Source organism: Actinobaculum massiliense, assembly GCF_001457435.1.
In the GTDB taxonomy this organism is placed as follows: domain Bacteria; phylum Actinomycetota; class Actinomycetes; order Actinomycetales; family Actinomycetaceae; genus Actinobaculum; species Actinobaculum massiliense.
Window position 1 is genome coordinate 1082030 of sequence record NZ_LN881717.1, and the last position, 14269, is coordinate 1096298.

The window sequence follows — 14269 nt, forward strand, 5'->3', positions numbered from 1 at the left end:
CGCTATTCTGCCCTTTCCGTAATTTCCTGTGCAGCTGAAAGATATGCAATTGCCGCCGAAGAACGCGGCGCGTACGTAATAACGGTTTCACCATAGGAAGGCGCTTCGGCCACTCGGATAGAGCGGGGAATCTCTGTATCAAGCACCTGACCCGCGAAATACTCCCGAACTTCGTGTGCAACATCTGCGCTCAGGTTCGTTCGTTGGCTCACCATCGTGATGAGAATAGTGGTTATCGAAAGATCCGGATTTGCTGAGCTCCGCGCAGTTTCTATGGTTCGATTGAGCTGACTCAAACCTTCCAGCGCGTAATACTCCGCCTGAACAGGAATCATCACTTCGTCGGCTGCGACAAGCGCGTTAATCGGAAGGAGAGACATCGATGGGGGACAATCGATAAAAACGTAATCGAAGCGTTCACCTTCATTCACTTCACGTTCGAGGTATTCATCGAGGATCCGACTCAAGCGTGTAAGTCTATCTGGATCATTATTCAGCTCAAGGTCCACCGCCGCTAAATCAATCGTGGAGGGAACTACAAAGAGCGATGGCAAGGATTGGTTTTGATAGACCACTTCAGAGAAAGGCAGGTCTCCCCGCATTGCCTCATACAAGCTACGCCCATTGAGGGAGTAACCGAAACCAAGCGCAGTGGAGGCGTTGCCCTGCGGATCAGCATCTACTACAAGCACCTTCAGGCCATTGCTGGCCATCGCCGCCGCGATATTGACAACGGAAGTAGTTTTTCCAACTCCGCCTTTTTGGTTGGCGACAGCAAAAATCCTCGTCTGCCGTGGTTTCTTCCAAGAATTCGTCTCGACCTTCTTCAGCCTCGACATATCCCGGGCAAGGCTCGCCGCCACTGGAGCGTCAGGGCCCGACCAGCGGTCCCAGCTGGCTGGCTCATTATTCTCATACGAATGCGCTCCAACCCTCTTTCTAGGATCGCTCATGTCTACCTCCTTGAGTGCAGAGTCCAGTCTAACTAGTCCAAGTTGCTTCTGTCTGAATCAATCAATGCGTCATACCTTTGTCTGCACCGACAAAACCACCATATCCATCAAGCCCTAGCCTCTCAGAGGCTATACACAGGCAGTTTGTTGTGAACAATATGACGCTTGGTCAATTGGCTACCAACTGGTTTCCTGCTCTGCCTAAAGGCACGTCTTATTCGATATGTATTGACTAAGTGTGTCAGGCCTCAGGCCGCGGACATCTGCTGATCCGAACCGTGCACCGGCAAATGTTTCACGTGAAACATCAACTCCTACGACTAAGGCATCCACGCCCAGGCCCTGGCTAGCAGAGATGGAGGCCATCTATCGAAGTATTAACATTTACTCAATCTAAGGCCTATTAGAACCAAAATCGGGTCTTTTATTTCCTTTTAAAGCCTTTTCGATTGCTTAGCTACTTACGTTTCCGAACTTCGACGATACGAGTTGACTCAGCTGAGGCATACGGCGTTCGTACGTAGATATCTGCCCACTCGGCCCCACGTTTTTTCAATTGTCCGGCAGCCTCATCGATTTCAATCTCGGCTCGCGCTCCCTTTAGAGCCAGTAACGAGCCACCAGGCTTCACGAGAGGGAGCGTCCACCCGACGAGTTTCTTTAGTGCCGCAACCGCCCGCGCGGTGACAATATCAAAGGAGACTTCACCAATAAGATCCTCTGCTCGCGCGTGCCGAACCGTGACATTATCTAGATCCAATTCATCTTTCACATCAGTGAGCCAGTCCGTGCGGCGCTGCATGGAATCGATAAGTGTCACTTTAGAATCAGGCCGCAAAATTGCGAGCACGGTCCCTGGGAAGCCCGCACCAGAGCCAACGTCAGCAATGCTCGCGCGTTCGGGGATGAACTCTTCCAAGACGGTGGAATTCAGCAGATGCCGATCCCATAGGCGCTCCAATTCACGCGGCCCAATCAACCCGCGTGTCTCTCCCTGCTCGGTGAGCATAGCCGAAAAGGCTAGAAGCTTTAGCCAGGCCTCCTCGCCAAAATGCTCCATTCCTCCTGCTGGTGGTTGCTCAACCAAATCCTGCTCTTCAGCCACTTTCTTCTCCAAATGTCCGTGCTTTCATCTTCATCCGTCAGCTTTTGCCAATCCGCAGCTGTGAAACGCCAAACCCCACTTGCCCAAGATAGCCTGTTCCGAAGCAAGCGACTCGCCAAACCCGGGACAAAGGAAGCGCCCGCCTTCGCATTCTACGAAAGGCGGGCGTCCTTATGTGGTTTGGTTGCAATGCACCCAGCGCGAGTCACTACTATGCGGGTCACCCCGCACGGGCAACCCCGCTACCTACTCGGCGCTATCTGCCGATTCGGGCCGCTCGTCAGCTTGTTCTGCCTCGGTGGCATCCTCGTCGACGGGCTTGATAACGACGTGGCGCTTGGGGCCAAACCCTTCGGAATCCGAAATAAGGCCAGCGGCCGCAACGGCGTCGTGCACCACCTTGCGCTCGAAGGGATTCATCGGATCGAGCTCGATCTCGTCGCCGGTCTCCAGAACCTCATCGATGGCCTGCTGAGCCAGCTCGGTGATCTTTTCGCGCCGCTCCTCGCGGTAACCCGCGATGTCGACCATGAGGCGCGAGCGCTCACCGGTCTGCTGCTGAACCGCAAGCCGCGTCAGGCTCTGCAAAGCGTTGAGCGTTTCGCCGTGACGGCCCACGAGGCGCTCGAGCCGGCTGTCCGAATCGCCCTCCGTCACAATCGCCACGGTAGCCCGATCGCGATCAACCGAGATCTCAATATCGCCGTCAATATCTGCGATATCCAGAAGCTCTTCCAAATAGTCAGCTGCGAGATCGCCCTCGCGGTCGAGGTCAGTCAGCGCCTCATTCGATTCACTCATGATGTTTCCTTTCGGTGTGGTAGCCGCGCCCTTGCCTCGCGTCACTTCCAAAGTCGTTTTGTCTGCTAGGCAGTTTCTACCAATAAGTACCGGATATCCACAAAGATAACTGCCTAAAGATTATCCTCAACTAGCTACTTAGCGCTGGCCATTGCCCTTCTTCTTGCGCTTCGCCTTGGAGCGGGCACGCTGGGCTTGCCGGCGCTCGTAGCGCCTGCGCGCACGCTCCGCATCCGTCAGTCCATCCTTGCCGCGAACTTCGGCGTCGTCCTCATACGACTCTGCGTCATCGCCTTCGTGAGCGGACTCCTCGGCGCCATCCGTCGCTCCGTCAGCAGTGGCCGTGAAACGATTCGTCACGCCCGCCTTCTTAGCGCGCTCCTTGCTCATCGGCTGGTAGCGCTGACCACCCTGGCTTTCCTTCTCTTCGATCTGCTCGATCTCTTCTTCGGAAAGACCCTGCTCTTCCAAGCCCTTGCGCTTCATCTTGCGCCGAATACGCTCTTCGCGCTCACGGTAGGCCTTCGAGCCGGGCGTGGGGTTATTGCGAATGAACCAGGTCTGCTGGCCAAGGTTCCAAATATTGCCCGCGCACCAGTAGATAAGTACGCCAATGGGGAAGGTGATGCCGGAGAAAACATAAATGAGCGGCATGCCGTACATCATGTACTTCTGCATGCGCAGGGCCGGATTATCGCCGTCGCCCTTGTGCTCGGGCATGTTCTTCGTCAGCAACCACCGCTGGGTGAAGAACATCGTCAGGCACATAATGACCACGAGGATCCCGGCCACAATCCGGATACTCATCGCGGAGTAATCCGCTGCCTGGTTCGCCGTCGCGAAGGAGGCGGACATCGGTGCGCCAAAGAGAGTCGAATTGAGGAAGGCATCAGCTTCCTCCACTCCTAGCGGACCAATTGCGGCGCGCTGGCCGGAGGCGATCTGCGGGAAGTTGTAGAGCACCCGGAACAGCGAGAACAGAATCGGCATCTGTACCAGCATCGGCCAGCAAGAGGCCATGGGGGAGGCACCGTGCTTCTTGTATAGGGCCTGGATTTCCTCGGCTTGGCGCTGCTTGGAAATCGTGTCCTTCTTGTTCTTGTACTTGGCCTGGATCTTCATCATCTCCGGCTGCAGTACCTGCATCGAGCGGCTGGCCTGAATTTGGCGGTTGTACAGCGGCAAAATCACCAGACGCACCACAATCGTTAGGCCCACGATGGACAACACCCAGGCCGGGCCCGAGCCGTTATCCATTCCAAGTGCCACAAGGCCTTCGTGGATGCCATACATCACCCACGAAACAACCCACATAAAGGGAGCAAGGATTGTATCCACGCGTATTCTCCTAGCGCTCTAGCCGCTTCGCCTGCGCGTCGCGTACCTCGGCGTCTTCCTTCTCGTAAAGCTCAAGTAATTCGTCATGACCTAGCGGTTTGCGCGGCCACTCACCCGGTGCAGGAACCCTGTCTACGCCGCCCTTGGTAAAAGGGTTGCACCGTAACAGGCGCCAGATGCTTAAGATTGTACCTTTTAAAACCCCGTGAACTTTGAGAGATTCAACCGCATAGGCGCTACAGGTCGGGGCGTAACGGCACCGCGGCGGGCGACCGGCGGAGATGTTTCGCTGATACCAGCGAATAGCCGCGATGAGTGGCCGAGAAGCCCAGCTCATGAGCTAATTTCCTCTCCGGTCCGCACTTCCGTTTCGGTGCGGGTTCCTGTTTCGCGTCCGGGTAACGTTTCCCGCCGAGCCTCCTTTTCACGCACCTTGTCGAGAGCGAAATCGAAATCTCTCTCCAAATCTGCTGAGGAGCTACCTTTCGCGGCGGGGAATGCGCGTACGACGACGACGTCGCCCGGCCCAAACTGATCCAGCTTGGATCTCAAAATATGCCGGAGTTGCCGATAAATTCGATGCCTCACCACCGAATTTCCGACCTTTTTAGATACGGCAAAACCGACCCGCACAGGGTGAGGGTCGGTCGTTGAATATGCCCTGCCTACCGCAACTTGCAATCGGCGGGAATTGCCGCGCACGCCACTAAACGCGCGGGCGAAATCCTCCGATCGCCGTATGCGGTGATCGGAGCTCAACATTTAAGCCGAGATCTTCGCGCGGCCCTTGCGGCGACGCGCGGCAAGAACGGCGCGACCAGCGCGCGTCTGCATACGCTTGCGGAAACCGTGGACCTTGGAACGACGACGGTTGTTCGGCTGGAAAGTCCGCTTCGACACGGTGTTCCTCCCAAAATAAAGACTTATGGTTCAGCTCAGCAAAAGCTTCACCCTTACTTGCAATGTATGGGCGGAGCCCAGACATTTGACTTCAAAACTTTAGTGGTCGAAACGCCCAGAGGTCAATAGATTAGCGGTTTCGGTGACGGCTATCTCAAGAAACTAAATCTCCTTTAAACTCACTTTTTTTGATTTACACAGATGTGGATGACCTGGGCACACCCATTTTTTGGCTCAACTTCATGAAATCACCTGTGAACAACATCGATGTAATTTCCACAGTTGTGGACATGCCTGTGGATAAACCACTCGCACGATTTGGGGAGATGCCCTAACATAGCTCCACAGAACTAGCGCAATCGTTCTTCTCGAAGGTCGCAAAGTGGCGAATTAGTGCCTTTTGCTTCGTATTAAAAGACGAGGAATTCTATCCACAGATGGGGACTAAGTCCCCTCGACAAAGGCTTCCTCGCTTACGAGAACTACGAAACGCGGACCGTAACGATAGGAAAGTTGATGTCAGATTCGAATCCGGCGCAAGATGCGTGGCTCGCCGCCATGGAATTGTTGCGCGCTGAGGATACACTTTCGGATTCACAAGCCGCGTTTGTGCGAATGGCCCATCCTCTCGCTACGGCCGACGATATTTTTATGGTGACCGTCGGTTCGGATTTTGTGAAGAATTGGATCGAAGAACACGTCTCGGCGCAGATGGCTGAGAAACTCTCCGCCATTCTCGCCCGTTCTATCCGCATCGTCATTTCTGTTGATCCCTCGATCAACGAAACAAACCTTTCGTCGTCTCCTAGCGAACCCGCTCCGGCGCGTCAAAACGCGACGCCGGTGGATCAGGCCGCGGAGGTGCCCGGCCATCAGACTCCGGAAACGCCCCATGCGGTGCCGACTGCACCGGCGCAAGGTGAAAATCCTGGATCGGCCAGCGGCGAACCCGCTCGTCACGGCGGGCGTGAGGGAGAGGAATCCACATCCTGGGACGGGTCATCCCAGTGGTCGAGCGGCAGCGAGGCGACGTCGTACGTGGACCTTATCGCCGCGCGCGGGCATCTGGATCGTGGATACCAGCAGCAGGCCGCTCCCGCGCAATCTTCCCAGCGTTTCCGCTATGGCAATTCTTCGACCGGTAACGCCACCGTCGAGGCTGCTCGCGATGCCAGCGCGGCGGCGTCGTACACCCGAACCACTCCGGAAGAGGCGGACGACCCGACTTTCGCGGCACGCTCCCACAAGGCGGGTCTGAACCCGAAGTACACCTTCGACAATTTCGTGATTGGCGATTCAAATCGCTTCCCGACGGCGACTTCACTGGCCGTGGCGGAATCGCCGGGAACGAGTTACAACCCGCTGTTCCTTTATTCGGATTCAGGGATGGGGAAAACCCACCTCATGCACGCAATTGGTAACTATGCGCTGGCGCTTTATCCAGAAATTAACGTGCGGTACGTGTCTGCCGAAGAGTTCACGAACGCTTTTATTAACGCGGTGCGCGATGCGCGGCAGAGCGAATTCAAGGATTTCTTCCGCAACGTCGACATCCTGCTCATTGACGACATTCAGTTTATTGGCGGGCGCGAATCGACCGTCGAGGAGTTTTTCCATACTTTTAACGCCCTGACGAACCAGAATAAGCAAATCGTAATCACCAGCGACGTGGCGCCCAATCTTCTCAACGGTTTTGGCGAGCGCATGCTTTCGCGTTTTAATTCCGGCGTGGTGGCCTCCATTGACCGGCCAAACCTGGAAACTCGCGTGGCAATTCTGGAAAAGAAGTCGCACGCGGACGGAATCAATGTTCCGCGCGATGTGCAGGAATACATCGCCACGAATATGACCACGAACGTGCGCGAAATGGAAGGGGCACTACGCCGAGTGACCGCTTATGCGGACCTTTCGAAGCAACCCGTTTCCCTCAGCCTGGCCGAAATGGTGCTCAAGGATCTCATTTCCGATCCCGAATCGGTGGAGATCCAACCCTCGGTGATTATGGCTCATACGGCAAATTACTTCCGGGTGACGATCGAGGATCTGACAAGCTCAGACCGCTCTCGGCTCCCCACCACCGCGCGGCAAATCGCCATGTATCTATGCCGGGAAATGACGGATCTTTCGCTACCGAAAATTGGAGCCATTTTTGGCGGGCGCGATCACACCACCGTGATGCACGCCTACCGCAAAATCGACAAGCAAATGGCGGAGCGGCAAACTACCTATAACCAGGTCTCCGAGCTGTCCGTGCGCATCAAACAGGACGCCACCGGCAACGGTTCATAAAGCAGTTTCCTTTGATCATTCCCTTTGAGAGTTTGAGGGTGTCCCCGCATCTCTAGTCTCTTACGAAAAGCCTTTCTTTTGGGGAAGCCTCGAGGAAAGCCTTGAGGGAAAATCTCGTAGAAAAGCCCGCGGTTTCTTCGGATTCCGCTGGCTTTTTGCCGTGGTCCTTATTCTCAAGTATCTCCGAACTTCTTACGCTCGAGGCTCACTCTTCTCACGAAACGCTCGAGGCCTGCCGCGGAGGGCCTGCTTGAATCCGTTTGCGATAGAACACTTTGCGTGATCAGAGAGGGTACGCGCTCCGCCGTCGGGAAATAAAACTTTCCCCAGGCGCTGTGGAAAAGCTGTGCGAGTGTTAAATTTTAAGCTGACAACCCCCATTCAAACTGTGCATAATTTTTCGTCGCTCTTAGCCAGTTCACATTCGCGCCATTTTGTCCCCAGACGCATCCACACGTCCGTGCACCATAGCTTTCGGCGGTACCTCAACGATTCGAACACATTTCCACAGGTTCCACAACGCCTACTACTGCTACTAACTATTAAAACCCGAATGACAAAACCGGCTCGCCGAGGGCAAGCCTCATCTGAGCAAACGGGTCACCCAAACCAAAACTATGCGTACCCTGCGGGCGGAAGGCGGCCGCGTCTCTCGCGCCGAAGCTAAACGTGCCGTTCTGAACAGAGCGAACGCACCTGACGAAAGAAATCTGACGCGATTGTGGTCTTCTGCTGGTGAATAACAAGAGACCCAGAAGACCTAGGTCGCGTAAAGTAGCTACAGATTGGTTTTTTACCGCGTGGCACCTGCGTGTCAGAAAGGGAATCGCCGTGAAGCTAAGGATCGAGCATGACGTGTTCGTCGACGCAGTCTCATGGACGGCTCGCACTATTCCAGCGCGTCCGTCGCTGCCGATTCTTTCAGGAATCAAAATCGAAGCTAATGCGGACGGCTCCATTGAACTTTCTGCCTATGATCCGGACGTTTCGTCCTATGCAGTGATTGAGGGCTCGGTCGATGAACCGGGCACCATCCTGGTTTCGGGCAAACTCTTGGCGGATTACGCCCGCGCCCTTCCCAATAAGCCCGTTGATCTCGAGGTCGAAGGCGCCAAACTCGATCTTGTGTGCGGCTCGTCGCGCATGGCGATGGCTTCGATGCCGCTGGAAGATTACCCGGATCAGCCAGAACTCAAGGGAACGTCCGGAATTATCAATGGCGCCGATTGGCAAAACGCGGTGATGCAGGCGGCAACCGCGGCGTCGAACGACGACACGTTGCCGCTGCTGGTTTCGATTTGTATTGAGATTCATGGCTCTGAAATTTCTCTGATGGCAACCGACCGTTACCGGTTGGCGGTGTCGAAGGTGAGCTGGGAGCCGGAGGATAAAGATTTCGAGGCGCGCATCCTCGTGCGCTCGGCCCGGCTTTCGGATATTGCTCGCGCTCTCGGCTCTGCGGGCAACGTAAAAATGACGATTGATAACTCGGGTCGGGCGGGAATGATTGGCTTCGAAGCAGCGGGACGGCGCAATATTGCTCGCCTCATCGACGGCGACTATCCGCAAGTTCTCTCGCTTTTCCCGGAATCGGTGAATGGCTACGCGGTGATGAACCGGGTCGAAATGATCGATGCTCTCAAGCGTGCGCGCCTGGTGGTAGAAAAGAATTCCGCCGTTCGCCTCGCCTTCTCCGAAGGTGAAGTGGTGATCGACGCCGGGCAAAATGACAATGCGCAAACGTCAGAAGCCGTGCAGGTGGGCCTGAGCGGAGATGACATCACAATGGCATTCAATCCGGCTTTCCTGCACGAGGGTCTGAGTGCGCTACACACCGAATTTGTGCGGCTGTCCTACACGCATCCGACCAAGCCGGCCGTTATTACCGGTCAGCCCGAGGCTGAGGGAGAAGATTCAGAGGACTTCCGCCTGCTCTTGATGCCGATTAGGACGTTCTCAAACTAAAAATGTATGTATCCGATCTCGCTCTCGCGGATTTTCGTAATTACAAACGCGAGGTCGTGAGCCTACAGCCCGGGATTACAACCCTGACGGGAGAAAACGGCCAGGGTAAAACCAACTTTGTGGAGGCGATTAGCTACCTCGCTACCCTCGCCAGCCATCGAGTGAGCACAGACAATGCGCTCATTCGTCAGGGCGCTACGGCAGGTGTGATTCAAGCGAAGGTTTTTCACGGTGATTCACCCACCACGGTTGAAGTCGAAATCTACGGCGGCCGCGCTAACCGCGCTCGCATTAATCGCGGCGCGGCAAAACCGGCTGACTTAGTCGGAATTATCCGCGTTGTTCTCTTCGCTCCCGAGGATTTGGAACTCGTTCAGGGCGATCCAGCCACGCGCCGCCATTTCCTCGACGACCTTATGGTGCAGTTGCGCCCGCGGTTAGCGGGAATCAAAGCCGAGTACAACAAGGTTTTACAGCAACGCGCCGCGGTTTTGCGTCACGCCTCCGGGCAATTTAAACGCGCGGCGGCGGTTGATCACGCCATGATCGACGTCTTTGATGATCAGCTGATTCGCCTCGGCGCGCAAATCGTGGCCGCTCGCGCGGAGATTGTCTCTCGCCTGCGCCCATTTGTTGAGGATTTCTATCGTCAAGTTTCTGGTTCACCCTCACTGGCGCGCATTGACTATAAAGCTAACCTCAACCGCAGCTTCTTTTCATTGCCCGGCCCGGAGCGCATTAGTGAAAATCCGCAGCTCCAGGCGGAAATCGAAGTGAACGACAACGCTTTGCAGGACGTTGCGGGAGCGGCGGAGCGAATGCGCGCGCTTTTGGCCGCGCGGCGTGAGCAAGAAATTGAGCGCGGAATTAACCTCGTTGGCCCCCAGCGCGATGACCTGCAACTTTCCCTCGGAACATTGCCCGCGAAGGGCTACGCGAGTCATGGCGAATCGTGGAGTTTTGCCCTGGCGCTGCGCCTCGCTGAGTGGCAGGTCTTGCGGGCAGATGAATCCGGTGAATGGGCCGACGACGGCGAACCGCTTCTTATTTTGGACGACGTTTTTGCCGAATTGGACAGTCGCCGGCGCGAACGACTGGCAAAAATCGTCAGTCAAGCCGGCCAGGTTCTAGTGACCGCGGCCGTGGGAGATGATCTGCCCGAGTCGCTGACCGGTCAGAGGCTCGGGGTTCAGGCGGGAGTGATCGTAAAGCCGCCGAGTTCTTTCGATTCACCTCATGGGCCCGATTTTCTAGCGCCCCAAGCGCCGATTTCAGATAATTCCGTTGCGGTACCCGGCCAAGCGGCGGAAGTTCCCGCGGCTGACGGAGTGGAAGAATCTGCTGACGGAGCGGCAGAGCCCGCGGCGCAGAAGGTATGGAGAGCGGACGATGCCGAGTAAAGCTGAGCTCGCCCGGATTCGCGCGGCAGAGAAAAACGGGGATATTTTGGCACTGCGCGCTTTGGATCGAATGCGCGAAGTTGCTTTTCGCAGAGGCGATCTGCCGGTGCGCCGCCCGAGCGCCGGCCTGGCCGCGCAGCGGCTAGCGGACGAAATCAACGATGCCAAGCCGCTGGGTGATGAGGTCTATGTTCCGACTCCCGGAGTCAATGTGGGATCGGGCGCGCGCCCCTCGTGGAGAGATCCGAAACCGCTGGGAACGATTTTGCAAAGAACCGTTCGCGATCGCGGCTGGACCACGCGCCTGGAAGTAGCCGCTGTGCAAGCAAGATGGCCACAGATTGTGGGTGCGAATGTGGCAAAAAATTGCTGGGTTGAGCGTTTTGATCAAGACTCGGGAACCTTGTTTTTGCGCACATCGTCGACGTCGTGGGAAACCCAGATAAAAGCCCTGCTCGCAACACTTATGCAAAGGCTAGAAAAGGAGCTGGGAGACGGCGTCGTCAAAGAAATTGAAGTGAAAGGCCCCAATCGGCCAAGCTGGAAGCACGGCAGATATTCCGTTCCCGGAAGGGGGCCGCGTGATACCTACGGATAGGCGAGTTAGGCCTGAGGGTGGGCGCACGAAGCCTACGAGTAGTCGGATCATGCTTGCGCATAGTCGCATTATGCCCGCAGATAGGTCAGTCACGCTCCCGGTTCCTCTCACACTATTTGCCGTCAACCGGGGAGTTTTTGCCAATAACGCCGCGGTACCAACCTTTAGCACGATTTGCGATGCAGGCAGGGAGGATGAGCTATGGAAATGAGCGAAGCGGAATTTGAAGAAGCGGTTGCCGATGCCATTGACCTGCTTCCCGAAGAGTTTCTGGCCGGGCTCCCCAACGTCGTCTTCCTCGTCGAGGACGAACCCGATGAAGATATGCTCGGCGAGGATGGTTACGACGAAAACGGCGAGCCAGCGCTGCTAGGCCTGTATGACGGCGTAGCTCTTACCGATAGATACGGTGATTCCTCGGGTTTATTGCCAGATCGCATATTTATTTTCCGCGGCCCCCTCCTGCGCTGGTGTGAAACTCGCGAAGAACTCGTGGACGAAATTGGCATCACCATCATTCACGAAGTAGGGCGTTTTTACGGAATCGACGACGAACAATTGCATGAGATGGGTTGGGCCTAGCGCGTTTCACATGAAACACAAAAAGTGAAATGACCCATACCTGAGACCCTTCATACAGGCTTCCACCCCGAAAAATGGGCCCAAAATCCGCTAGAATGGGTTCTGGTCCCATTTAGGTAGGGTCACCCCGTTTTAAGTGAGAGCCCGTCAGAGGCGCTTATACGAAATTTGTTTCGGGTGACTTCGCCGCGAGTTTCAAGGAGCTTTCCGCGAGTGTCGGAGACGAATATTAACGTGCCGCAGGAAAATAACTTACCTGAAGAAGTTGAGCATCATATTGGACAGGTGGATAAAAACCAGTCCTACGATGCCTCGAATATTACGGTACTTGAAGGTTTGGAAGCGGTGCGCAAGCGCCCGGGCATGTATATCGGGTCAACCGGCGAACGCGGATTACATCATCTCGTTTACGAGGTGGTTGATAACTCGGTGGACGAGGCGCTAGCAGGCTACTGCGACCATATTGAAGTCACCCTGCGCAAAGATGGTGGCGTCCAGGTGCAAGATAACGGGCGCGGAATTCCGGTAGATATTCACCCGACTGAGGGGAAGCCCGCGGTTGAAGTTGTGATGACGGTTCTGCACGCGGGTGGAAAATTCGGGCAGGGCGGATACGCGGTTTCCGGCGGTTTGCACGGCGTCGGCGTCTCCGTCGTCAACGCTCTTTCCACCCGTATGGAAACCGTGGTGAAACGTGACGGTTACGTGTGGCGCATTAACTACGAAAACGGGCGGCCGGTCGCGCCGCTTGAACGCGGCGAAGAAACCACCGAGACCGGAACCACGCAAACATTCTGGGCTAACCCGGAAATTTTCGAAACTACTGATTTCGATTTTGAAACTCTGCGCAAGCGCTTCCATCAGATGGCCTTCCTCAACAAAGACCTGCGCATCACGCTGACCGATGAGCGCGAAGGTATTTCGGTGGAGGGTGACGAGGTCACCGGAGACGCCGACGCGGCGGAAACCGTCCCGGAAAAGCGACAGGTTTCCTACTGCTACTCGGGCGGTTTGCATGATTACGTTAAGTTCCTCAACACCACCAAGAAGGTGGATATAGTCAACGAAGAAGTGGTGTATTTCGAAGGTGAAGATGCCGAAAAGCAGATTGAGCTTGAGGTAGCTATGCAGTGGACCTCGGCATATACCGAGTCCGTGCATACTTTCGCCAATACGATCAACACCACCGAGGGTGGAACGCATGAAGAAGGTTTCCGCTCCGCACTCACCTCGGTTATCAATAAATACGCGCGGGAAAAGAATCTTCTCAAGGATAAGGACCCGAACCTTTCCGGTGAAGATGTGCGCGAAGGGCTGACCGCGGTTATTTCGGTGAAAATTGCTGACCCGCAGTTCGAAGGTCAGACGAAAACCAAGCTCGGAAATACCGAAGCGCGCACTTTTGTGCAGCAACAGGTTTACAAGAACCTGACGGACTGGCTCGATTCGCATCCGTCTGAGGGCAAGGAAATTATCCGCAAGGCCAGCCAGGCCTATGCGGCGCGCGCGGCCGCGCGGAAGGCGCGCGAAGCAACGCGGCGCAAGTCCGTGCTTGAATCAGCGTCAATGCCCGGAAAGCTCAAGGATTGCACCTCGAATAAACCCGAGGAATGCGAAATCTTCATTGTGGAGGGCGATTCCGCCGGCGGTTCAGCGGTTAATGGCCGCGATCCAGAACACCAGGCGATTATGCCAATCCGCGGAAAGATCCTCAATGTGGAAAAGGCGCGGCTGGATCGCGCGCTTTCCTCCGATACCATCCAGGGCTTGATTACCGCTTTCGGCACCGGAATCGGCGACGAATTCGATATCAATAAACTGCGGTATCACAAGATTGTGTTTATGGCCGACGCGGATGTGGACGGTTCGCATATCGCCACGCTTTTGCTGACGCTCGTCTATCGCTATATGCGTCCGCTCATTGAGGCCGGTCACGTTTATTTGGCGATGCCTCCGCTTTATCGAATCAAGTGGACCAACCACCCGCACTCTTACGTTTTCACCGACCGGGAGCGAGATGTTGAGCTCGCCAAGGGCAAGGAAAACGGCTGGCGCTTGCCGAAGGAAGAGTCGCAGCGAATCCAGCGCTATAAGGGTCTGGGCGAAATGAACGCCGAAGAATTGTGGGACACCACGATGAATCCCGAAAACCGCACCCTCAAGCAGGTAGAGATTGGCGAAGCTGCCGCCACAGATGAAACATTCTCCGTGCTCATGGGTGAGGATGTGGAATCGCGGCGCGGTTTCATTCAGCGCAATGCTCACGACGTGCGGTTCCTCGATATCTAAACCCGCACAAAGTCCCAGCTAGATCAAAGGCAAGAAGGTAAAAAGCAGT

Annotated in this window: 13 protein-coding genes; 6 read left to right on the plus strand and 7 right to left on the minus strand. The window is 55.6% G+C overall.

Going from position 1 to position 14269, the window contains the following annotated elements:
- Positions 1 to 2: 2 nt before the first annotated feature.
- The 7 genes from BN2664_RS06540 to rpmH form a co-directional block, all read right to left on the minus strand.
- A complete protein-coding gene (locus BN2664_RS06540) occupies positions 3 to 953 on the minus strand; it encodes a ParA family protein (protein WP_007000991.1) in 951 nt (316 codons plus the stop codon).
- Positions 954 to 1410: 457 nt separating this feature from the next.
- Positions 1411 to 2013 carry a 16S rRNA (guanine(527)-N(7))-methyltransferase RsmG gene (rsmG, locus tag BN2664_RS06545; protein ID WP_007000990.1) on the minus strand — a complete coding sequence of 201 codons (603 nt, stop codon included), beginning with the start codon at positions 2011 to 2013 and terminating at the stop codon, positions 1411 to 1413.
- Positions 2014 to 2304: 291 nt separating this feature from the next.
- Positions 2305 to 2859, minus strand: coding sequence for a Jag family protein (locus BN2664_RS06550; protein WP_007000989.1), 555 nt, complete (start codon positions 2857 to 2859; stop codon positions 2305 to 2307).
- Positions 2860 to 2997: 138 nt separating this feature from the next.
- Positions 2998 to 4197 carry a membrane protein insertase YidC gene (yidC, locus tag BN2664_RS06555; protein ID WP_007000988.1) on the minus strand — a complete coding sequence of 400 codons (1200 nt, stop codon included), beginning with the start codon at positions 4195 to 4197 and terminating at the stop codon, positions 2998 to 3000.
- Between the two features lie 10 nt (positions 4198 to 4207).
- Positions 4208 to 4534, minus strand: coding sequence for a membrane protein insertion efficiency factor YidD (gene yidD / locus BN2664_RS06560; RefSeq protein WP_007000987.1), 327 nt, complete (start codon positions 4532 to 4534; stop codon positions 4208 to 4210).
- Positions 4531 to 4959 (minus strand): ribonuclease P protein component, encoded by a 429-nt coding sequence (gene rnpA, locus BN2664_RS06565; protein ID WP_051014106.1) that lies wholly within the window; start codon positions 4957 to 4959, stop codon positions 4531 to 4533. The genes yidD and rnpA overlap by 4 nt, the downstream gene beginning before the upstream one ends.
- Positions 4960 to 5097, minus strand: a complete 138-nt coding sequence (gene rpmH, locus BN2664_RS06570) for a 50S ribosomal protein L34 (RefSeq protein ID WP_040316973.1) — start codon at positions 5095 to 5097, stop codon at positions 4960 to 4962.
- 516 nt (positions 5098 to 5613) lie between these two features.
- Between rpmH and dnaA the strand changes: the two genes are divergently transcribed.
- The 6 genes from dnaA to gyrB all read left to right on the plus strand — a co-directional run bounded on the left by dnaA (position 5614) and on the right by gyrB (position 14220).
- On the plus strand, positions 5614 to 7386 hold the full coding sequence (gene dnaA, locus BN2664_RS06575) for a chromosomal replication initiator protein DnaA (protein WP_007000985.1): 1773 nt from the start codon (positions 5614 to 5616) through the stop codon (positions 7384 to 7386).
- An 831-nt stretch (positions 7387 to 8217) separates the two neighbouring features.
- The gene (dnaN, locus tag BN2664_RS06580) at positions 8218 to 9351 is read left to right on the plus strand and encodes a DNA polymerase III subunit beta (protein ID WP_007000984.1); all 1134 of its coding nucleotides are present in this window, start codon (positions 8218 to 8220) and stop codon (positions 9349 to 9351) included.
- Positions 9352 to 9353: 2 nt separating this feature from the next.
- The gene (recF, locus tag BN2664_RS06585) at positions 9354 to 10751 is read left to right on the plus strand and encodes a DNA replication/repair protein RecF (protein ID WP_007000983.1); all 1398 of its coding nucleotides are present in this window, start codon (positions 9354 to 9356) and stop codon (positions 10749 to 10751) included.
- Complete coding sequence (locus BN2664_RS06590; protein ID WP_007000982.1) at positions 10741 to 11349, plus strand: DciA family protein; 609 nt, start codon at positions 10741 to 10743, stop codon at positions 11347 to 11349. Before recF ends, BN2664_RS06590 begins: the two co-directional genes overlap by 11 nt.
- 201 nt (positions 11350 to 11550) lie before the next feature.
- Entirely contained in the window at positions 11551 to 11931 is a 381-nt protein-coding gene (locus tag BN2664_RS06595) for a metallopeptidase family protein (protein WP_007000981.1), read from the plus strand.
- A gap of 285 nt (positions 11932 to 12216) precedes the next feature.
- Positions 12217 to 14220 (plus strand): DNA topoisomerase (ATP-hydrolyzing) subunit B, encoded by a 2004-nt coding sequence (gyrB, locus tag BN2664_RS06600; protein WP_284907566.1) that lies wholly within the window; start codon positions 12217 to 12219, stop codon positions 14218 to 14220.
- Positions 14221 to 14269: the final 49 nt, after the last annotated feature.